The following is a 19,156-nucleotide window of genomic DNA, read 5'->3' as shown; positions in this document are numbered from 1 at the left end:
CGCCCGGCGATGCCGGACGGGGCTGGGTGGTGCGCCATCAGGGACTCGAACCCCGAACCCGCTGATTAAGAGTCAGCTGCTCTGCCAATTGAGCTAATGGCGCATGGCCAGAGGTCGCCCACGGTTCGCACCGGAGGAGGTCCTCACGCGACGAGGTCCCCGCGGTGCGAGGACCTCGTGCTGGTGCGCCATCAGGGACTCGAACCCCGAACCCGCTGATTAAGAGTCAGCTGCTCTGCCAATTGAGCTAATGGCGCTGGCGGGGTGAAACATTACCAGCCGTCCGCACCTGCCGGGAAACCGTCCTGCCCGGTCAGCGCTGTGACCTCCGCGACAGCCGCGCCGGAACGCCGCCGGCCGGCGTCCCGACGGTCACCGGAAGGCCTGGTGGCCCGTGAGGTGCCGCCCGAGGATCAGCGTGTGCACCTCGTCGGTGCCCTCGTACGTGCGCACCGACTCGAGGTTCGCCGCGTGCCGCATCGGCGAGTGCTCCAGCGTGATCCCGTCGCCGCCGAGCACCGTGCGTGCGGTCCGGGCGACCTCGATCGCCGACCGCACGTTCGCGAGCTTGCCGGCCGAGATCATGTGCGCCTCCAGCCGGCCGGCGTCCTTGAGCCGGCCCAGCCGCAGCGCGAGCAGCTGCGCGCGGGACACCTCGAGCGCCATGTCCACGAGCTTCGCCTGCGTGAGCTGGAACGCGGCGATCGGCCGGCCGAACTGGACCCGCTCCCCCGCGTGCCGCAGGGCGGCGTCCAGGCTGTCGCGCGCGGCGCCCGCCGCGCCCCAGGCGATGCCGTACCGCGCCTCGTCGAGACAGGCGAACGGCCCGGCCAGCCCGGGGTGCTCCGGCAGTAGAGCGTCCGCGGGGAGGCGCACGTCGTCGAGGGTCACGTCGCACTGCACGGACGCCCGCAGCGACAGCTTCGGCTCGATGGGCCTCGCGGCGAAGCCCGGCGTCGTCGTCGGGACGAGGAACCCGCGCACCCGCGGCGCGCGCCCGCCGTCGGCGGCGGCGTCGTCGTCGTGCTCAGGAGCGACGGCCCGCGCCCAGACCACCGCGACGTCCGCCACCGACGCGAGCCCGATCCAGCGCTTGCGCCCGGAGAGCACCCACCCGTCCCCGGTGCGGGTCGCGGTGGTCTGCATCGCCGCCGGGTCGGAGCCGGCGGCGGGCTCGGTGAGGGCGAAGCAGCCGAGCAGCTCCCCGGCGGCCATGCCCGGGAGCCAGCGCTCCTGCTGCTCGGCCGAGCCGTGCTTCGCGATCGCGGTCATCGCCAGCGACCCCTGCACCGAGACGAACGTGCGGATCCCGGAGTCGCCCGCCTCCAGCTCCGCCATCGCGAGGCCGTACTCGACCGCCGAGCGCCCCGCGCAGCCGTGCCCGGGCAGGTGCATGCCCAGCAGGCCCGCCTCCGCCAGGCGTGGCACGAGGTCGAGGGGGAACACCGCGTCGGCGAACCAGCGCGCGACGTGCGGGCGGACGTGCTCGTCGACCAGCGCCCGCACCCGGTCGCGCGTCTCGCGCTCCGCGGGGCTCAGCTCGTCCTCGAGCGCGAGCAGGTCGAGGGGGTCCGCGGGGCGGGCGTCGTCGCCGGTCATGGGCCCACCGTAGCGACGGCGGGCCGGGCCTTCAGGAGCGACGTCAGAGGTACAGGCCGGTCGCGCCGCCCTCGGCCTCGGTCTCGGTGACGCCGTGCACGTCGCGCTCCCGCAGCAGCACGTAGTCCGTGCCGCCGAGGTCCACCTCGGCGCGCTCCTCCGGGTCGTAGAGCACGCGGTCGCCCACGGCCACCTGGCGCACGTGCTCGCCCTTCGCCACCACCACGGCCCACGCGAGCCGCTTGGGCCCCGTCGCGGTGGCGGGGATGACGAGCCCCGCCGTCGACTGCCGCTCGGACGAGTCCACCTCCGGCTGCACCAGCAGGCGGTCGTGCAGCATGCGGATGGGCAGGGGCGTGGTGCTGGGCACGGCGTCGGTCACGGGTCAACGCTAGACGACACGGGCGTCTACGCTCGACGCCGGGGCGCCGCCGCACGCCGGCCCGGTGCCCCCGTGACCGACCGGTCGCCGCGCGACCGCCACCTCGACCCAGGAGCACCCGTGACCCGTCTCGCCGTCGGCGACGCCGCCCCCGCCCTCGAGCTGCCCGCCGTCCTGCCGGACGCGTCGGGCACCGGCACCATCACCGGCACGTTCTCCCTGGCCGCCGCGCTGGCGGCGCCGGGCCTCCGGGGCGTCGTCGTGTACTTCTACCCCGCCGCGATGACGCCCGGCTGCACCACCGAGGCCTGCGACTTCCGCGACTCCCTCGCGTCGCTCCAGGGCGCCGGGTACGCCGTCGTCGGCGTCTCGCCCGACGACGTGGACAAGCTCGCCCGGTTCGCCGAGCGCGACGCCCTGACGTTCTCCCTCGCCGGCGACACCGAGCACTCCGCGCTCGAGGCCTGGGGAGCCTGGGGCGAGAAGAAGAACTACGGCAAGACGTACGTGGGCGTCATCCGCTCCACCGTCGTCGTCGACCCGGACGGCAAGGTGGCCGTCGCGCAGTACAACGTCAAGGCGACCGGGCACGTCGCGCGCCTGCGCAAGACCCTCGGCCTCGACTGACGCCGACTGCCTACACTGGCCCGGCGCGCGAGTGGTGGAATGGCAGACACGCTGGTCTTAGGAACCAGTGTCTTCGGACGTGCGGGTTCGAGTCCCGCCTCGCGCACCGGCAATCGACGACGCCCGCCCCGGGAAGCCGGGACGGGCGTCGTGCGTGGTGCTGGCGGTGCGGCGATCAGGCCTGCGGCGCACCGTTGTTCGCGGCGGCGATCTGGGCGCGCACGTCGTCCATGTCGAGGTCCTTGACGGCGTCGACGACCTGCTTGAGCGCGGGGGCGGGCAGCGCACCGGCCTGGTTGAAGACCAGCACGCCCTCGCGGAACACCATGAGCGTCGGGATGGCGCTCACGCCCGCGGCGGCGGCGACGCCCTGGTGGGCCTCGGTGTCGATCTTCGCGTGCACGACGTCCGCGTTCTCCTCGGACGAGGCCTCGAAGACGGGCGCGAACTGCTTGCACGGGCCGCACCACTCGGCCCAGAAGTCGACCAGCACGATGTCGTTGTCGGTGACGGTCTTCTCGAACGTGTCGTCGGTGAGCTCGACGGTGGCCATGGGTGTCCTTCCGTGGGGGATCTCCTCGGCACAGCACCGGGACCGGCCCCAGTATTCCCGGCGCGCTCCCGCGGGGCACGGGCTGGTAGAAACGACCTGTGACGGACACGGCCGAATTCCCCCCCGACGACGAGTTCTACCGCGACGAGCCGCAGCCTGCGGGCTGGCTCACCCCGGAGGACCTCGCGGCCGTCCGGGCGCAGCTCCCGCTCGTCTACGTCGACGCGGTGCCGGTGCGCGTGGACGACTCGGGCGACGTCGTCGCCGTCGGGCTGCTGCTGCGCGTCACGCCGCTCGGCACCATGACCCGCGCGCTCGTGTCCGGCCGCGTGCTCTTCCACGAGCGGGTGCGCGACGCGCTGCTGCGCCACATCGAGAAGGACCTCGGCCCGGTCGCGCTGCCGCAGGTCCCGGCGTCGCCGCAGCCGTTCACCGTGGCCGAGTACTTCCCCACCCCCGGCATCACGGCCTACCACGACCCGCGACAGCACGCGGTGTCCCTGGCGTACGTCGTGCCGGTCACCGGCGACTGCCGCCCTCAGCAGGACGCGCTCGACCTGGCGTGGCTCACGCCGGAGGAGGCCTGCAGCGACACCGTGCAGGCGGAGATGATCCACGGCCAGGGCACCATCGTGAAGCAGGCGATGGCCTGGGTGGGACGCCTCAGCTGAGGTCGAGCACCGGCCAGTCGGCGAGGTCGGCGCGCATGCGGCGGTCGTGGGTCGCGACGACGACGGCGGCCGGGGTGGCGACCAGCGCCCGGGTCAGCTCGTCCACGAGGTCCACCGACAGGTGGTTCGTGGGCTCGTCGAGCAGCAGCAGGTGGGGCGCGTGGAGCAGAGCCCGCGCCAGCTCGAACCGGCGCCGCTGACCGGCGGAGAGCTCCGCCAGCGGACGCTCCAGGTCCTCGTCGCCGAGCAGGCCGAGCGCGGCCACGGGCACCACGTGCTCCGGGTCCAGCTCGCCGCGCTCCAGCAGCTCCAGCGCCTCCGTCGCGTACGCGTCGAACCCGGACCTCGGGCCGCCGTCAGGGGCGTCCCGGTCGCCCGGAACGGGGGCGCGGTCGGGCGCGAGCGCCGTCTCCTGCGTCACGACGCCCAGCCGCGCGCCCGCCGTCACCGTCCGCGTCCCGCGCGCCAGCGGCACGCGGCCCGCGAGCGCCGCCAGCAGGGTCGACTTGCCCGCGCCGTTGGGCCCGACGACGAGCAGCCGCCCGGACGGCGGCACCGCGACGCGCGTGCCCGGCAGGTCGAGCCGCACCCCGCCGTCGTCGGCCACGACCCGCGGCGAGCGCACCTCGACGAGCGGGTCGCCGGGGTCCCAGCCGGGCGACATCGCGGGCAGGTCGGGGAAGGAGAGCCGCGCCGGCGGGACGGGCACCTCCACGGCCTCCGCCTCGAGCTTCTGCACGAGCCGGTCCGCGGCCTTCACGTGGATGCGCGCCCGGGTGGCCCGCCGGTGCTTCTGCGAGCCCTTCTCCGGGCGCCACTCGTCGGACAGCCCCTCGTAGGAGGTGTCCAGCCGCTCGGCGAGCACGCGGGCGCGCTCCTGCTCGGCCCGGTAACGCTGGCGCCACCGGTGCAGGGCCTGGTTCTTCGCGAACCGGTACGCGAGGTACCCGGGCTGCCCGTACAGCACGGGCCGGCCGTCCATCGACGGGTCGAGGTCGAGGATGCCGGTGGCGACGTCGTCGAGCAGCTCGCGGTCGTGCGTCACGACGACCACGCCGCCGCGCCAGGCCACGAGCTCGCCCGTGAGGAACTCGATCGCCGAGTCGTCGAGGTGGTTCGTGGGCTCGTCGAGGAGCAGCAGGTCGGCGCGCTCGGCGAGCCGGCACGCGAGGCGCACGCGGTAGCGCTGCCCGACGGAGAGGGTCTCGAGGCGCCGGCGCGGGTCCCGCTCCGCGCCCAGGCGGGTGAGCGCGACGTCGACCCGCCGGTCGGCGTCCCACGCGGCGAGGTGCTCGGCCCGGGCCAGCAGCCCGGACAGCCGGCGCAGGTCGCCCGACTCATGATCGAACCCCGCGGCCTCCGCCTCGATCTCGGCGGACAGCGCGCGCAGGCCGGCGAGCGTGCCCTGCACGAGGTCGCCGACCGTCTCCGCGGGGGTCGTGGGGAGCTCCTGCTCGACCAGCGCGACGCTCCCCCGCCTGCGGACCTCGCCGCGCGCGGGGGGCAGGTCGCCGGCCAGCAGGTGGAGCAGGGTCGACTTGCCGGACCCGTTCTCCCCCACGACGCCGAGCCGGGTGCCGTTCGACACCCGCAGGCTCACGCCGTCGAGCACCGGGCGGCCGGGGTACGCGAACGCGAGGTCCGTGGCGGTGAGGTGCACCCGTCGATCCTAGGTGCGGGCGAACGTCTAGGGTGGCGGCATGACTTCCCCCACTTCTCCCGACGCGGTCGTGCGCGCCGACGGCCGCACGCCCGACCAGCTCCGCCCCGTCACGATCACGCGCGGCTGGACCGAGAACGCCGAGGGCTCGGTGCTGGTGGAGTTCGGCCGGACGCGCGTCCTGTGCACGGCGTCGTTCACGGCGGGCGTGCCGCGCTGGAAGAAGGGCTCCGGCGAGGGCTGGGTCACCGCGGAGTACGCGATGCTCCCCCGCGCGACCAACGAGCGCAGCCAGCGCGAGTCGGTCAAGGGCAAGATCGGCGGCCGCACCCACGAGATCTCCCGCCTCATCGGCCGCGCGCTGCGCGCCGTCGTCGACGTCTCGGCCCTCGGCGAGAACACGATCGTGCTCGACTGCGACGTGCTGCAGGCCGACGGCGGCACCCGCACCGCGGCGATCACGGGCGCGTACGTCGCGCTCGCCGACGCCGTCGCGTGGGGCGCCCGGCACGGCCACGTCACCGGTGGCAAGCAGGTGCTCACCGACTCGGTCGCGGCGGTGAGCGTCGGCATCATCGACGGCACGCCCATGCTCGACCTGCCCTACGTGGAGGACGTGCGCGCCGAGACGGACATGAACGTCGTGACGACGGGCTCGGGCACGTTCGTCGAGGTCCAGGGCACCGCGGAGCACGCCCCGTTCGACCGCGCGGAGCTCGACGCGCTGCTCGACCTCGCCCTCGCCGGCACGGTCGAGCTCACCGAGAAGCAGCGGGCCGCGCTCGCGCAGGAGCTCTGACGATGACGGCCCCGACCCCCGGCACGGTCCCCGCCGGCGCCCGCCTCGTGCTGGCCACGCACAACCGCAAGAAGCTCGTCGAGCTGCGCGCCATCCTGCGCGAGCAGCCGGGCCTCGACGCGCTGCCCGACGACGCCGTGGTGACGGCGGGCGACCTCGGCGCCCCCGAGCCGGTCGAGGACGGCGTGTCGTTCGTCGAGAACGCGCTCATCAAGGCGCGCGCCCTCGCCGCGGCGACGGGGCTGCCCGCCGTCGCGGACGACTCCGGCCTGAGCGTGGACGTCATGGGCGGCGCGCCCGGCATCTTCTCCGCCCGCTGGTCCGGGCGGCACGGCGACGACGAGGCGAACCTCGAGCTGCTGCTGGGCCAGCTGGCCGACGTCCGCGACGAGCACCGCGGGGCGGCGTTCGTGTGCGCGGCCGCGCTCGTGACCCCCGACGGCCGCGAGGAGGTGTGCCTCGGCGAGATGCCCGGCACGCTCGTGCGCGCGCCGCGCGGGGACAACGGCTTCGGCTACGACCCGATCCACGTGCCCGTCGAGCAGGCCGCGGGCCCCGACGGGACGCCCGGGACGCGGACGTCGTCCGAGCTCGAGCCGGCGGAGAAGAACGCGATCAGCCACCGGGGCAAGGCCTTCCGTGCCCTCGCCCCCGAGATCGCCGCCGCCCTCTGACGGCGGCTCGTCGCCCGCCCGTCAGGCGCGACGGCGGGCGGCGAGCGACGCGAGCGCGCGCCACCCGAGCATCGTCACGCCGAGGAACACGGCCGTGACGATCGCGAACGAGGGCTCCACGCCGCCGACGCCAAGCACCGGGCGCAGCGCCAGGCCGAGGGCCACGGTGGCGAACCAGACGGCCACGCCGGTGGGCCAGACCTGCGCGGGCGCGCGCCAGGCGCGGGTGGCGAGCCAGCCCACGGCCAGGCCGACGAGGACCGGCAGGCCCACCATCGCGACGTGACCGACGTCGCCCGCCGTCTCGTGGTTCACGGTGCCCACCACGGTGAACACGAGCACGCACACGAGGTCGCAGACGACCGCGGGCCAGGCGGGCAGGGTCGTCGGGGCCGCGGGGGTGGTGGAGGAGGCGTCGTTCACGGTGCCGAGGCTACCGCTCACAGCTCGTGCACCCCGCCGGCCTCCGCGACCGCGACGGGCCCGTCGTAGGCGGACCGCGCCTCGGCCAGAGCCACCTCCGGGGAGTTCCAGACCGGCAGGTGCGTGAGCAGCAGGCTGCCCACCCCCGCGCTCGCCGCGGCCTCGCCGGCGCGGCGGCCGGTGAGGTGGATGCCGCGCACGACGCCGTCGTCGCGCCCCTCCTGGAACGCCGCCTCGGCGAGGAACAGGTCCGCGCCGCGGGCGCCCTCGACCAGCCCGTCGCACGCGTCCGTGTCGCCCGAGTAGACCAGCGTGGCCCGCTCGCCGGGCCGCACGCTCGACGGGCCCGTGACCCGGATGCCGTACGCCTCCACCGGGTGGTAGACGGCGAACGGCTCCAGCTCGAACGGCCCCACGCGCACGGCGGTGCCGGGCTGCCAGGGGCGGACGTCGTACTCCCCGTCCATCGACTCCCCCGGGCCCAGCCCGTACATGGCGGCCGCGCGCTCGGCCGTGGCGCTCGGGCCCAGCACGGGCAGCCGCCGCCCGGCGCCGGTGACCACGCCGCCCCGCTCCGGGTGGTAGCGCAGGTACACGTACAGCCCGGACAGGTCCGCGCAGTGGTCCGGGTGCAGGTGGGACAGGCCGACGGCGTCCAGGTCGAGCGGGTCGACGTGCCGCTGCAGCGCGCCGAGCCCCCCGTTGCCGAGGTCGAGCACCACGTTCCAGTCCCGCGCGTCGTCGCCCGTGAGGCCGGACGCCGCGGCCAGGGCGGCCGGCACCTGCAGCAGGTACGTGGACGCGGGCGAACCCGGGCCCGGGAACGAGCCGGCGACGCCGACGGTGACGAGCCTCATGCGGCCTCCACCAGGTCCACCTCCGGCCCCAGGAAGCGCCGCGCGAGCTGCTCGAACGGCTCCGGCGTCCCCGTGGCCAGGAACCGGTGCACGGGCGGGGGCGCGTCGACGGACCGCTCCAGGTCGTGCTGCACGAGGTTCCGGTACACGTCCTTCGCGGTCTCCTCGGCACTGGAGACGAGGGTGACGCCCTCGCCCATGACGTACGAGACCGCGCCCGCCAGCAGCGGGTAGTGCGTGCAGCCGAGCACGAGCGTGTCGACGCCGGCGGCCTTCACCGGGTCGAGGTACCGGTGCGCCACCTCGAGCACCTCGGGGCCGGACGTCTGCCCGCGCTCCACGAGCGGGACGAAGTCGGGGCACGCCTGCGTGGTGATCTCCAGGCCGGGGGTCACGTGGAAGGCGTCGTCGTAGGCGCGCGAGTCGACGGTGGCCTTGGTGCCGATCACCCCGATGCGGCCGGTCTTGGACGCGAGCACCGCGCGGCGCGCCGCCGGCCGGATCACCTCGACCACCGGGATGCCGCGCCGCACCGTGTACCGCTCGCGTGCGTCGGGCAGCGCCACCGCCGTGGCGGAGTTGCAGGCGATGACGAGCATCTTCACGCCCTCGTCGACCAGGCGGTCCATCACGGCGAGCGCCATGGCGCGCACGGCGGCGAGCGGCTTGGGCCCGTACGGGCTGTTGGCCGTGTCGCCCAGGTAGAGCACCTGCTCGTGGGGCAGCTGGTCGAGGATGGAGCGCGCGACGGTCAACCCGCCGACGCCGCTGTCGAAGATCCCGATGGGGGCGTCGTTCACGCGAGGAAGCCTAGTCGCGACGGGCGGCCCCGACCGTGCGGAGTGAGCGGCGACACGGCGTGGCGCCCGCCACAGCGGGCGCCGGACCTGCGGCTACGCCGTGGGACGCCCGGCCCGCAGGTCCGCGAGCATCTCGTCGACCAGCGACTCCTGCGCGAAGCCCGCCGCGACGAACACGCCGCCCCAGTACCGCCGCTCCGCGCCCGTCAGCCCGACGCGCTCCCACCCGGCGAGCTCGTCGCCGTCGTCGAGCTCCTCGTCGTCGTCGCTGTCGTCGTCGCTGTCGTCGTCGCTGTCGTCGTCGTCGAGCCCCGCCAGGACGTCGTCGTGCAGCGTCTCCACGTCGGCGTCGTCCACGAGGCCCAGGCGCTCGGCGAGGACGAGCCGCAGGTCCGTCAGCGCACCGGCGAACTCCTGCGCCCCCTCGCGCGGCACCACGATCTCCGCCCCCGCCCGCGGGTCGTCCGGGAGCTCGTCCCGGGAGTCGATCTGGTCCGCGAACGCGACGAGCCGCGCGACCTTCCCCGCCGCCAGGTCGGTCTGGGTGAGGTGCCGGAACTCGGTGGCGACGTCGGCGTCGTCGTCGTGCGCGTCAGGCAGCAGCCGCTGCACCGCCGGGTCCTGCGGCACCCGCGCCACGCCCGTGAACGCGACGCCGTCGCCCACCTCGATCCCGGGCTCCAGCCCGGACTCGGCGCGCACCAGCTCCGCGACGTCCCGCGCCACGCGCGCGAGCACCTCCCGCTCGACGTCGTCCCACCGGGCGACGTAGCCCGCCGGCGCGGACCGGAACGGCGTCACGCCGCTCCCCCGTCCGCGCTGCCGTCGGACGCGCCCGACTGCCGCAGCGTGGCCCACAGCCCGAACCCGTGCATCGCCTGCACGTCCACCTCCATGCGCTCGCGGGGGCCGGTCGACACCACCGCGCGGCCGTCGTGGTGCACCTGCATCATCAGCTTCTGCGCCTTCGACGGCGGGTAGCCGAAATAGCTCTCGAAGACGTAGCTCACGTACGACATGAGGTTGACCGGGTCGTTCCACACGATCGTGATCCACGGGTCGGCGACGGCCGCGACCGCCTCGGTCTCCGCCTCGCGCTCCACCCCGGTCGCCGCGACCGCCGTCGCGCGCGTCGTCGTCTGCCCGTTCACCCGCCCAGCCTAGGCACAGGCGGCCGGTGGGCGTCGACCGTCCGCCAGGCGGGCGTCACCCTGCCGGATGACCGGACGGGCCCTACCGTGTCCCCATGACCGACGAGCCCCGGGGCAGCGTCGCCCCGCCGCCGTATGCCGTGCCTGCCGCCCCGCTCCCCACCATCCGTCCGTCGGTCGCGCTCCTCACGGACCGCTACGAGCTGACGATGCTGCAGGCGGCGCTCGCCGACGGCACCGCGCACCGGCACTGCGTCTTCGAGGTGTTCACGCGGCGGCTGCCCGCCGGGCGGCGCTACGGCGTCCTCGCGGGCACCGGCCGCATCCTGGAGGCGCTCGCCCACTTCCGCTTCGGCGACGCGGAGCTGGCCTACCTCGAGCGCGCCGGCGTCGTCGACGACCGCACCCTCGACTTCCTGCGCGGCTACCGCTTCACCGGCAGCGTCCAGGGGTACGCCGAGGGCGAGATCTTCTTCCCCGGATCGCCGGTGCTGCAGGTCGAGGGCACGTTCGCCGAGGCCGTGCTGCTCGAGACGCTGATCCTGTCGATCCTCAACTACGACTCGGCGATCGCCTCCGCGGCGTCCCGCATGACCAGCGCGGCCGTGGACCGGCCCGTGCTGGAGATGGGCTCGCGGCGCGCGCACGAGCAGGCCGCCGTCGCGGCGGCGCGGGCGGCGGTCGTCGGCGGGTTCACGGGCACCTCGAACCTCGAGGCGGGCATGCGGTACGGGCTCGACACCATCGGCACCGCGGCGCACGCGTTCACGCTGCTGCACGACGACGAGCGCTCGGCGTTCGACTCCCAGGTCGCGTCGCTGGGCGCCGGCACCACGCTCCTGGTCGACACCTACGACGTGCGGCGCGGCGTCGAGAACGCGATCGCCGCGGCCGGCACGTCGCTCGGGGCCGTGCGGCTCGACTCGGGCGACCTCGGCGTCCTGGCCGTCGAGGTGCGCCGCCAGCTCGACGACCTCGGCGCGACCGGCACCAAGATCGTCGTGACGTCCGACCTCGACGAGCACGCCATCGCCGGGCTCGCCGCCATGCCGGTGGACGTGTACGGCGTGGGGACGTCGCTGGTCACGGGCTCGGGCGCGCCGACGTGCGGCATGGTCTACAAGCTGGTCGCCCGCGCGGACGCCGCGGGCGTGCTGCAGCCGGTCGCGAAGGCGTCCGCGCACAAGACCAGCCAGGGCGGGCGCAAGGGCGCCGCCCGGCGGTTCGGCCCCGACGGGCGCGCCGTCGAGGAGGTGCTCGTCACCGGCCCCGACGACCTCGTCGTGGCCTGGAGCCCCGAGGACGGCGCCTCGACCGTCCCGGACCGCGACGCGCCCGACGACGGCGAGGGCGGCAGCGAGCGCTCCGACCTGCGCGGTCTGCTGGTCCCGCTCGTGGTGGACGGCGCCGTCGACTCCCGCTGGGTGGGCTCCTACGGCGTCCAGAACGCGGCCGAGCACCACCTGCAGGCCCGCGCGGAGCTGCCGCGCGGCGGGCGCCGGCTCTCGGCCGGCGACCCGGCGATCCCCACCGTCGAGCTCCCGCTGGTCTGAGGCCTGCTCCCCCGGGGCCCTACCGCTTGCCGACGAACCAGCCGCGCACCATCTCGACGCGCGCGGTGAGCTGGTCGGCGGTCGCCAGCGGCACCTCGGGCCCGCCGCAGCGGCGGCGCAGCTCGTTGTGCACCGAGCCGTGCGGCGTGCTGCTCTTGCGCGCCCACGCGGACACCAGCTTGGAGAGCTCCTTGCGCAGGTCGGCGGCCCGCCGGTGCTCCGCCTCCGACTGCTCGAGCGCGGCCTCGGACGCCGTGGCGCCGCCCCGCCCGCGCACCTGCTGCGCCTGCCGCTGCCGCAGCAGCGTCGTCACCTGGTCCGCCTCGAGCAGCCCCGGGAGCCCGAGGAAGTCCAGCTCCTCGGCGGAGCCGACGTCGGCGCCCGTGCCGAACTCGCCGCCGTCGAACAGGACGCGGTCGAACGACGCCTGGGCCTCGAGCGCCTCGAAGGAGCCGAGGAGCTCCCCGGACGCCTTCTCCTCCTTGTTCGCCGCCGCGAGGAGCGCCGCCTCCGGGTCGTACTCGATGCCCTGCTCCTCGGCCGTCTTCGGCCGGTCGAGCGCGTGGTCGCGCTCGAGCTCCATGCCGTTGGCCAGCTCGAGCAGCAGCGGCACGCTCGGCAGGAAGACGGACGCCGTCTCGCCGCGCTTGCGGGCGCGCACGAAGCGGCCCACCGCCTGCGCGAAGAACAGCGGGGTGGAGGTGCTCGTCGCGTACACGCCGACGGCGAGCCGCGGCACGTCCACGCCCTCCGAGACCATGCGCACCGCGACCATCCACCGCGAGTCGCTCTGGGCGAACTCGTCGATGCGCGCGCTCGCGCCGTCGTCGTCGCTGAGCACCACCGTCGGGCTCTGCCCGGTGAGCCGCGCGAGGTGGCCGGCGTACGCCCGGGCGTCCGTCTGGTCGGTCGCGATCACCAGGCCACCGGCGTCGGGGACGACGCGGCGCATCTCGGTGAGCCGCTTGTCCGCGCCCGCGAGGACCGACGGGATCCACTCGCCGTTCGGGTCCAGCGCGGTGCGCCAGGCCTGGGCGTGCATGTCCTTGGTCATCGCCTCGCCGAGGCGGGCGCTGACCTCGTCGCCGGCCTTGGTGCGCCAGCGCATGCTGCCCGAGTAGGTCATGAACAGCACCGGCCGCACGACGTGGTCCCGCAGCGCGTCGCCGTAGCCGTACGTGTAGTCGGCCTTGGACCGGCGGATGCCCTCCCGGTCCTCCTCGTAGGTGACGAACGGGATCGGCGCGGTGTCCGACCGGAACGGCGTGCCCGTCAGCGCGAGGCGCCGGCTGGCGTCCTCGAACGCCTCGCGGACGGCCTCGCCCCAGCTCAGGGCGTCGCCGCCGTGGTGCACCTCGTCGAGGATGACGAGCGTGCGCGCGGCGTCCGTGCGGGCGCGGTGCAGCGCGGGCTTGGCCGCGACCTGCGCGTACGTCAGCGCGACGCCGTCGTAGTGCGAGCCGTGCCGGCCCTGGCTGTTCTTGAACGACGGGTCGATCCGGATACCGACGCGCGCGGCGGCGTCCGCCCACTGGTGCTTGAGGTGCTCCGTGGGCGCGACGACGGTCACGCGGCGCACGATCCCGGCCTCGAGGAGCTCGGTGGCCACGCGCAGCGCGAACGTCGTCTTGCCGGCGCCGGGCGTCGCGACCGCGAGGAAGTCGCGGGGGTTGCGCTGCCGGTACAGCTCGAGCGCCTCGGCCTGCCAGGCACGCAGGTTCGACGCCGTGCCCCACGGCGCGCGGCGCGGGAACGCCGGGCTGAGGTGGGACGCCGCGGACGACGACGGCGACTGCGGGAGCGGCTTGGCCGGCTCCGCCGCGGCCTCGAAGAGATCGGGGGTGGACTCGGGCTCGTTCAGCGGCTGCGCGCTCACTTGCCGGAGTCGCCCTCGCCGCCCTCGCCGTCCTGCGGGTCGCGGAGGCCGTCGTAGATCTCCTTGCAGACCGGGCAGACCGGGAACTTCGCCGGGTCGCGGCCGGGCACCCACACCTTGCCGCACAGCGCGATCACGGGCTTGCCCGACAGGGCGGACTCCATGATCTTCTCCTTGCGCACATAGTGCGCGAAGCGCTCGTGGTCGCCCGGCTCCGCCGCCTGCTCGCGGGTGTCCGGACGCTCCAGCACGCTGGTGCCGGCCCCGGTGTCCTGCGAGGGGTCGGCCGGCGGGGTGGAGAGGGGATCGCTCATGCGGGGAAGTCTACGACGGCCCCTCCGACGGTCCCCGTCCACGCCCGCCCCCGAGCCGCGGATCCGGGCACGGATCACAGGCCCTGCCAGTCGGGCTTGGACGCGAACGTCTGGCGGTAGTAGTCGCCGAGCTGCAGCCGCGAGGCCGCCGCGTCGTCCACCAGCACCGTGGCGTGGGGGTGCATCTGCATCACCGTGCCCGGCCACATCGCGGAGATCGGGCCCTCCACGAGCTGGTGCACGGCCTCGGCCTTGCCCCGGCCCGTGGCCAGCAGCACGAGGTGGCGCGCGTCCATGATCGTGCCCAGCCCCTGCGTGAGGCAGTGGGTGGGCACCTGCTCCACGTCGTCGTCGAAGAACCGCGCGTTGTCCACGCGCGTCTGCCGGGTGAGGGTCTTGATCCGGGTGCGCGACGCCAGCGACGAGCCCGGCTCGTTGAACGCGATGTGCCCGTCCGTGCCGATCCCCAGGATCTGCAGGTCCACCCCGCCGGCGTCGGTGATCGCCTGCTCGTAGGCGGCGCAGGCGACGGGGAGGTCCTCGGCCAGCCCGTCCGGGCCGTGCACCTGGCCGGCCGGCCACGCGACGCGGGAGGCGATCTCCGTCTCGATGACGTTGCGGTAGCGCTGCGGGTGGTCGGCGGGCAGGCCCACGTACTCGTCGAGCATGAAGCCGCGGGCCCGCTCGAAGGACAGACCGTCCTGCTCGTGGCGCCGCGCCAGCTCGTCGTAGACCCGCAGCGGGCTCGACCCGGTCGCCAGCCCCAGCACCGTCGCGGGGTTGCGGCGCAGCAGCGCCTCGATCGCGTCGGCCGCGAGCACGGCCAGCTCCTCGGCGGGGGCGATCACGACTTCCATGCGGGGCTCCAGTCTCTCGGTTCCGGGATCGAGCGCGTCGTCCCGGCGTGCAGTCGTCGGGCGGCACGCGTGCGGCCCGGTCGTTCCGGCCCGATCATTCCTCAGGATCGGCCGGGGGCGCGTTGAGCATCGGCGTGAGGCGCGCGTCGAACTCCTGGGCCAGCGTCGCGACGTCGCCGCCGCCGGCGATCCGGCCGAACAGGTCCTCGTACACGCCCGCGTCCTCGATCGACGCCCAGCCGGGCGCCGCCGGGGTGAGCTTCGACGCGGCCGCCGTGCGCACCAGGGTGCGCCCGAACTTGTCGCCCTTCATCAGCTCCTGCGCGTCGGCGTCCGCCGGGCCTAGCCCGCTCTCGGCGAGCCTCGACTGGAACTCGTCCGAGAAGACGACGCGGAGCACGTCCTCGGCCAGCTCGGGGCTCGGCGACGTGGCCGAGACCGCGATGTTCGACCCGCCGGCGAAGACGGGGGCCAGGCCGCCGTCCACCCCCGGGAGCGGGAAGATGTCGAACGTCGAGGAGTCCTTCATCCCGTCGCGCACCTCCTCGCCCTCGTCGTTGCGCTCGAGGTCGCCGATCGACCACCGCGCCCACGCGGGCGCCATGATCGTGGCCGCGGCCGGCGGCGCGTCCTCCACGCCGTCGTTGAGGAAGTCCCAGTAGGAGACGTCCTTCTCCGTGGACGGCAGGTACGACGCGTTCTCGTACACGTCCTGCCACATCTCGAGGCCCTCGACCGTCTTCGGGTCCGCGAGGGTCGAGACCCAGCGGTCGCCCTCCTTCACCGCGAGCTCGCCGCCCGTGGCGAACACCCAGGAGATGCCGTTGCGCCAGTCCTGGCCGCCCATCGCGAGCCCGGCGTGGACGTCGTCGGTGAGGCTCTTCACCGCCTCGCCGAACTCCGCCAGCGTGCTCGGCTTCTCGAGGCCGGCCTCGCGCCACACGTCCTTGCGGTAGAAGACGTAGCGCGAGCCGAAGTAGTACGGCAGCGCGTAGTGGCGGCCGTCCACCGAGCCCGCCTCGACGAACGACGGCAGCAGGTCGTCGCCGCCCAGCTCCTCGTACAGCTCCGGCGAGATCTCGCGGAACGCGCCCGACGTGGTGAACGTGGGCGACTGCGTGTTGCCGATCTCGACGACGTCCGGGGTCGTGGCCGGGTCGGCCAGCGCCTCGGTGAGGGTGTCGACGAGGTCGCCCCACTCCTGCTGCTCGATGGTGAGCGTGGCGCCGGGGTGCTCGTCCTCGAAGGTCTGCACCAGGTACTCGCGCAGATCGGGCGTGGTGTCCGTGCCGACGAGCCACAGCGTCAGGTCGGTGTCCGGTCCGGTGTCCTCCGGCTCGTTTCCCAGCGCGGCGCACCCGGCCAGGGCGAGCGCCACCGACCCGGCCAGCACCACGGCCACGGGCCGGGTCGTCGACAGGGAATTCGACCGGGACGCCTGGCGCCCGGTCACGACGCCACCCCGTTCAGCGGGTTCATGGGGGCGCGGCCCGCGACCGACCGGCCCACGACCGCCGCGCCGACCGCGCCGACGGGCACGCGGCCCGGGGCGAGCCGCACGCGGTCCGCGAGGTGCAGGGAGCCGAGGAAGCCGGACGAGGCGGACTCGCGCACGAGGGCGGCGCGCACGGCGTCGAGCAGCGGCTCGCCGAGCTGGGCCACGCCGCCGCCCAGCACGACGTGCCGCACGTCGACGGTGAGGACGAGCATGCGCACCGCCGCGGCGACCGCCGAGGCGTACGTGTCGCGGGCCTCGAGGGCCGCGGGCACGCCGCGCCCGGCCGCCTCGAAGAGCTCGACGGGCGCGGGTCGGCCCGTGCGGGCCGGCCACAGCCGGTCCACGGCGGTGCCGGACGCGTAGAGCTCGAGGCAGCCGCGCTGGCCGCAGGGGCACTCGGGGCCGGCGGGGTCCACGGGGACGTGCCCGATCTCCCCGGCCGCGCCGCCGAAGCCGCGTCGCAGCTCGCCGTCGAGGACGAGGCCCGCCGCCAGCCCGGTGCCGAGCGCGAGGAACGCGAGGTCGACCTGCGACCGGGGCGTCCCGGTCGCGGTGGCCTCGAGGTGCGCGGCGCCGAGCGCGGCGACGTTGAGGTCGTTCTCCAGGCCCACGGGGATCCCCCCGAGCGCGTCGCCCAACAGCGCGGCGAGCGCGAGCGGCTCGCCGTCCACGCCGACGTTGACGGCGTGCCGGACGGTGCCGGCCTCCGGGTCGACGAGGCCCGGCATGCCCACGCCGATGCCGACCACGTCGGCGAGGTCGATGCCGGCCTGGCGCGCGACGCCGCGCGCGGCGCGGGCGGCGCCCGCCACGACGCCGCGCGGGCCGCGCTCCGTGGCCAGCCGGGCCTGCGCCACCGTGGTGCCGTCGGCGTCGAGCAGCACGGCGAGCGTCTTGGTCCCGCCGATGTCGAGACCGACGGTCGGGCCGGTCACGGCCTCCTCGGTCAGGGGTGTGCCGTCGTCCACGTCAGCCCTTCACCGCCCCGGAGACCAGGCCGGACGTCATCCGGCCCTGCACGAAGAGGAAGAAGACGATCACCGGCACCGCGATGAGCGTCGAGGCCGCCATGACCTCCGCCCAGTCGATGCCGCGGTTCGCGGACGCGGACAGGAAGCTGCGCAGCCAGATCGGCAGTGTCTGCCGGTCCTCGGCGGGCAGGATCACCAGCGCCGTCGTGAACTCGTTCCACGCCTGGAGGAACGCGTACACCCCGGACGCGACGAGGCCGGGCGCGAGCAGCGGGAACGTGATCCGCAGGAACGCCTTCGTGCGCGAGAGCCCGTCGACCATCGCCGCCTCCTCGAGCTCCGCGGGGATGCCCGCGACGAAGCCGCGCAGCATCCAGATCGTGAACGGCACCAGCATGGCGGTGTACAGCACCGAGATGCCGAGCACCGAGTTGAGGCCGAGCACGGGCGCGCTCTCCCCCACCGAGGAAAGCATCTTGTACTGCGCGATGAACAGCCCCTCGGCCGGCAGCATCTGGATGAAGAGCACCGCCAGCACGAAGCTCGTCCGGCCGCGGAAGCGCCAGCGGCTGATGGCCAGCGCCGCGAGGAACGCGAACGCCAGCACGAGGACGATCGTGACGCCCGTGATCATCAGGCTCATCCGCAGCGCCCCGCCGAAGCCGGAGTCGCTGATGACGCTGGTGAAGTTGGCGAGCGTGAAGTGCGTGGGCAGGAAGCTCGGGGTGCTCGCCTTCAGGCGCGCGTTCGGCGTCACGGCCGACAGCAGCATCCAGTAGACGGGGAACACCCACACCAGGGACAGCGCGATCCCCAGCACGCCCAGCAGGATCTTGCCGACGCGCGGGCGCGGGCGGCGGGCGGGCGGCCTGATCTCGCGGGACGCGACCGCGGCGGGCGGCCGGACGGTCTCGGTCGCGGCGCTCATGCGGCGTCCTCCTTCATGAGGCTGCGCACGTACGGCGCGGCGAGCAGCACCGTGAGCAGCAGGACGAAGATCGAGACGGCGGCGGCGCCGGAGAAGTCCTGGCTGCCGATGCCGAGCTCGTAGATGAAGTTGCCCAGCAGGTTGGTCTCGGACACCGGGGCGCCGCCGTCCTGCAGCAGCCGGATCTGCGCGAAGACGCGCAGGTCCCAGATGATCTGCAGCAGCAGCACGATGGCGAGCACCGGGCGCACCAGCGGCAGCAGGATGTGGCGCAGGATCTGGCGCGGGCTGGCGCCGTCGAGCCGCGCGGCCTCGAGGACCTCCTCGGAGACCTGGGTCAGGCCGGCGTACAGGGACATGGCCACGAACGGCACCGACATCCACACGATGACCAGGGTCGCGACCAGGAAGAACGTCAGCGGCTGCGCGAGCCACGCGTACCCCTGGTACTGGTCGAGCCCGATCTGCACGAGCAGCCAGTTGACGACGCCCGAGCGGTAGTCGAAGAGCCACCGGAACACGGTCACGGCGGCCACCAGCGGCGTGGCCCAGGCCAGCAGCAGCACCACCTGCATGGTGATGCGCACGCCGGCGTGCACGGCCTTCATGAGCAGCGCCAGGCCGAGGCCGATCGCCACGGTGAGGAAGGCGTTCACCAGGCAGAAGACGATGGACCGCCCGACGACGGCCCACAGGCGGTCGTCGGTGAAGATGCGCGCGTAGTTGTCCAGCCCCGCGAACGTCGGGGGCGCGCCGAACTGCTGCATCATGCCGTACTGCTGCAGCGAGGTCACGACCTGCCAGTACACGGGGTACCCGAGGCCGACCAGCAGGATCAGCACGGCGGGGAGCAGCAGGAGGTAGGGGGTGGCCGGCGTGCGCCGACGGCGGATCGCGATGGCGGACGCGGGCGTCGCGGTGGTCATGCGGTCCTCCTTCCCGGGGGTCGTGGGTGACGGGCGG

Annotated in this window: 21 protein-coding genes and 3 tRNA genes; 6 read left to right on the top strand and 18 right to left on the bottom strand. The window is 74.5% G+C overall.

The features are described from left to right. Nucleotides 1-27 precede the first annotated feature (27 nt). From ACQFYA_RS07735 to ACQFYA_RS07720, 4 genes are all read right to left on the bottom strand, one after another. Nucleotides 28-103 (bottom strand) — tRNA-Lys (locus ACQFYA_RS07735). Nucleotides 104-181: 78 nt separating this feature from the next. Continuing rightward, nucleotides 182-257 (bottom strand) — tRNA-Lys (locus ACQFYA_RS07730). 115 nt (nt 258-372) lie between these two features. Then, nucleotides 373-1,599 (bottom strand): acyl-CoA dehydrogenase family protein, encoded by a 1,227-nt coding sequence (locus ACQFYA_RS07725; RefSeq protein WP_499122735.1) that lies wholly within the window; start codon nt 1,597-1,599, stop codon nt 373-375. Nucleotides 1,600-1,642: 43 nt separating this feature from the next. Then, nucleotides 1,643-1,939 carry a GroES family chaperonin gene (locus tag ACQFYA_RS07720; protein ID WP_499127473.1) on the bottom strand — a complete coding sequence of 99 codons (297 nt, stop codon included), beginning with the start codon at nt 1,937-1,939 and terminating at the stop codon, nt 1,643-1,645. 162 nt (nt 1,940-2,101) lie between these two features. On the opposite strand from ACQFYA_RS07720, the gene ACQFYA_RS07715 reads away from it, so the two are divergent. After that, nucleotides 2,102-2,608 (top strand): peroxiredoxin, encoded by a 507-nt coding sequence (locus tag ACQFYA_RS07715; protein ID WP_499122733.1) that lies wholly within the window; start codon nt 2,102-2,104, stop codon nt 2,606-2,608. A gap of 25 nt (nt 2,609-2,633) precedes the next feature. After that, nucleotides 2,634-2,714: transfer RNA gene (locus ACQFYA_RS07710), tRNA-Leu, on the top strand. A 69-nt stretch (nt 2,715-2,783) separates the two neighbouring features. On the opposite strand, the gene trxA is transcribed toward ACQFYA_RS07710, so the two are convergent. Next, nucleotides 2,784-3,161, bottom strand: a complete 378-nt coding sequence (gene trxA, locus ACQFYA_RS07705) for a thioredoxin (RefSeq protein WP_499122732.1) — start codon at nt 3,159-3,161, stop codon at nt 2,784-2,786. Nucleotides 3,162-3,259: 98 nt separating this feature from the next. Here trxA and ACQFYA_RS07700 point away from each other — a divergent pair, with 98 nt between their 5' ends. Next, a complete protein-coding gene (locus tag ACQFYA_RS07700) occupies nt 3,260-3,832 on the top strand; it encodes an NUDIX hydrolase family protein (protein WP_499122729.1) in 573 nt (190 codons plus the stop codon). Here the strand turns inward: ACQFYA_RS07700 and ACQFYA_RS07695 are convergent. After that, nucleotides 3,825-5,492 (bottom strand): ABC-F family ATP-binding cassette domain-containing protein, encoded by a 1,668-nt coding sequence (locus ACQFYA_RS07695; protein WP_499122727.1) that lies wholly within the window; start codon nt 5,490-5,492, stop codon nt 3,825-3,827. The genes ACQFYA_RS07700 and ACQFYA_RS07695 overlap by 8 nt on opposite strands. A 40-nt stretch (nt 5,493-5,532) precedes the next feature. Between ACQFYA_RS07695 and rph the strand changes: the two genes are divergently transcribed. Together rph and rdgB are read left to right on the top strand one after the other, a co-directional pair. Beyond that, nucleotides 5,533-6,291, top strand: coding sequence for a ribonuclease PH (gene rph, locus ACQFYA_RS07690; protein WP_499122724.1), 759 nt, complete (start codon nt 5,533-5,535; stop codon nt 6,289-6,291). Nucleotides 6,292-6,293: 2 nt separating this feature from the next. Then, entirely contained in the window at nt 6,294-6,965 is a 672-nt protein-coding gene (gene rdgB / locus ACQFYA_RS07685; RefSeq protein ID WP_499122722.1) for an RdgB/HAM1 family non-canonical purine NTP pyrophosphatase, read from the top strand. Nucleotides 6,966-6,986: 21 nt separating this feature from the next. On the opposite strand, the gene ACQFYA_RS07680 is transcribed toward rdgB, so the two are convergent. From ACQFYA_RS07680 to clpS, 5 genes are all read right to left on the bottom strand, one after another. Continuing rightward, nucleotides 6,987-7,388, bottom strand: a complete 402-nt coding sequence (locus ACQFYA_RS07680; RefSeq protein ID WP_499122720.1) for a DUF3054 domain-containing protein — start codon at nt 7,386-7,388, stop codon at nt 6,987-6,989. Nucleotides 7,389-7,405: 17 nt separating this feature from the next. Continuing rightward, on the bottom strand, nt 7,406-8,245 hold the full coding sequence (locus ACQFYA_RS07675; RefSeq protein ID WP_499122719.1) for an MBL fold metallo-hydrolase: 840 nt from the start codon (nt 8,243-8,245) through the stop codon (nt 7,406-7,408). Beyond that, nucleotides 8,242-9,045: a glutamate racemase gene (gene murI, locus ACQFYA_RS07670; RefSeq protein ID WP_499122718.1), complete on the bottom strand. Its 804-nt coding sequence runs from the start codon at nt 9,043-9,045 to the stop codon at nt 8,242-8,244. The genes ACQFYA_RS07675 and murI overlap by 4 nt, the downstream gene beginning before the upstream one ends. A 93-nt stretch (nt 9,046-9,138) precedes the next feature. Continuing rightward, entirely contained in the window at nt 9,139-9,846 is a 708-nt protein-coding gene (locus ACQFYA_RS07665) for a DUF2017 family protein (RefSeq protein ID WP_499122716.1), read from the bottom strand. Then, nucleotides 9,843-10,148 (bottom strand): ATP-dependent Clp protease adapter ClpS, encoded by a 306-nt coding sequence (gene clpS / locus ACQFYA_RS07660; RefSeq protein ID WP_499127472.1) that lies wholly within the window; start codon nt 10,146-10,148, stop codon nt 9,843-9,845. The genes ACQFYA_RS07665 and clpS overlap by 4 nt, the downstream gene beginning before the upstream one ends. Before the next feature lie 143 nt (nt 10,149-10,291). On the opposite strand from clpS, the gene ACQFYA_RS07655 reads away from it, so the two are divergent. Continuing rightward, nucleotides 10,292-11,749, top strand: coding sequence for a nicotinate phosphoribosyltransferase (locus ACQFYA_RS07655; RefSeq protein ID WP_499122714.1), 1,458 nt, complete (start codon nt 10,292-10,294; stop codon nt 11,747-11,749). Nucleotides 11,750-11,768: 19 nt separating this feature from the next. Here the strand turns inward: ACQFYA_RS07655 and ACQFYA_RS07650 are convergent, their stop codons facing one another. The 7 genes from ACQFYA_RS07650 to ACQFYA_RS07620 all read right to left on the bottom strand — a co-directional run bounded on the left by ACQFYA_RS07650 (nt 11,769) and on the right by ACQFYA_RS07620 (nt 19,119). Further along, nucleotides 11,769-13,610, bottom strand: coding sequence for a DEAD/DEAH box helicase (locus ACQFYA_RS07650; protein ID WP_499127471.1), 1,842 nt, complete (start codon nt 13,608-13,610; stop codon nt 11,769-11,771). A gap of 11 nt (nt 13,611-13,621) precedes the next feature. Further along, entirely contained in the window at nt 13,622-13,939 is a 318-nt protein-coding gene (locus ACQFYA_RS07645) for a DUF3039 domain-containing protein (protein WP_079576050.1), read from the bottom strand. Between the two features lie 74 nt (nt 13,940-14,013). Beyond that, complete coding sequence (gene nagB / locus ACQFYA_RS07640) at nt 14,014-14,796, bottom strand: glucosamine-6-phosphate deaminase (protein ID WP_499122712.1); 783 nt, start codon at nt 14,794-14,796, stop codon at nt 14,014-14,016. 94 nt (nt 14,797-14,890) lie between these two features. After that, complete coding sequence (locus ACQFYA_RS07635; RefSeq protein ID WP_499122710.1) at nt 14,891-16,249, bottom strand: extracellular solute-binding protein; 1,359 nt, start codon at nt 16,247-16,249, stop codon at nt 14,891-14,893. Then, on the bottom strand, nt 16,246-17,262 hold the full coding sequence (locus tag ACQFYA_RS07630; protein ID WP_499122707.1) for an ROK family protein: 1,017 nt from the start codon (nt 17,260-17,262) through the stop codon (nt 16,246-16,248). The genes ACQFYA_RS07635 and ACQFYA_RS07630 overlap by 4 nt, the downstream gene beginning before the upstream one ends. A 1-nt stretch (nt 17,263) precedes the next feature. Beyond that, on the bottom strand, nt 17,264-18,193 hold the full coding sequence (locus tag ACQFYA_RS07625; RefSeq protein WP_499122706.1) for a carbohydrate ABC transporter permease: 930 nt from the start codon (nt 18,191-18,193) through the stop codon (nt 17,264-17,266). After that, on the bottom strand, nt 18,190-19,119 hold the full coding sequence (locus ACQFYA_RS07620) for a carbohydrate ABC transporter permease (protein ID WP_499122705.1): 930 nt from the start codon (nt 19,117-19,119) through the stop codon (nt 18,190-18,192). The genes ACQFYA_RS07625 and ACQFYA_RS07620 overlap by 4 nt, the downstream gene beginning before the upstream one ends. Nucleotides 19,120-19,156 lie beyond the last annotated feature (37 nt).

This window comes from Promicromonospora sp. Marseille-Q5078 (assembly GCF_050315395.1).
Classification (GTDB): Bacteria; Actinomycetota; Actinomycetes; order Actinomycetales; family Cellulomonadaceae; genus Isoptericola.
This window is presented reverse-complemented; position numbering and strand designations above follow the sequence as displayed.

Bases quoted from the DNA above. Each gene is read 5' to 3' on its own strand.
- ACQFYA_RS07725 (WP_499122735.1), bottom strand. From the start codon at position 1,599: ATGACCGGCGACGACGCCCGCCCCGCGGACCCCCTCGACCTGCTCGCG.
- ACQFYA_RS07720 (WP_499127473.1), bottom strand. From the start codon at position 1,939: ATGCTGCACGACCGCCTGCTGGTGCAGCCGGAGGTGGACTCGTCCGAG.
- trxA (WP_499122732.1), bottom strand. From the start codon at position 3,161: ATGGCCACCGTCGAGCTCACCGACGACACGTTCGAGAAGACCGTCACC.
- rph (WP_499122724.1), top strand. From the start codon at position 5,533: ATGACTTCCCCCACTTCTCCCGACGCGGTCGTGCGCGCCGACGGCCGC.
- rdgB (WP_499122722.1), top strand. From the start codon at position 6,294: ATGACGGCCCCGACCCCCGGCACGGTCCCCGCCGGCGCCCGCCTCGTG.
- ACQFYA_RS07675 (WP_499122719.1), bottom strand. From the start codon at position 8,245: ATGAGGCTCGTCACCGTCGGCGTCGCCGGCTCGTTCCCGGGCCCGGGT.
- ACQFYA_RS07655 (WP_499122714.1), top strand. From the start codon at position 10,292: ATGACCGACGAGCCCCGGGGCAGCGTCGCCCCGCCGCCGTATGCCGTG.
- ACQFYA_RS07645 (WP_079576050.1), bottom strand. From the start codon at position 13,939: ATGAGCGATCCCCTCTCCACCCCGCCGGCCGACCCCTCGCAGGACACC.
- nagB (WP_499122712.1), bottom strand. From the start codon at position 14,796: ATGGAAGTCGTGATCGCCCCCGCCGAGGAGCTGGCCGTGCTCGCGGCC.
- ACQFYA_RS07625 (WP_499122706.1), bottom strand. From the start codon at position 18,193: ATGAGCGCCGCGACCGAGACCGTCCGGCCGCCCGCCGCGGTCGCGTCC.
- ACQFYA_RS07620 (WP_499122705.1), bottom strand. From the start codon at position 19,119: ATGACCACCGCGACGCCCGCGTCCGCCATCGCGATCCGCCGTCGGCGC.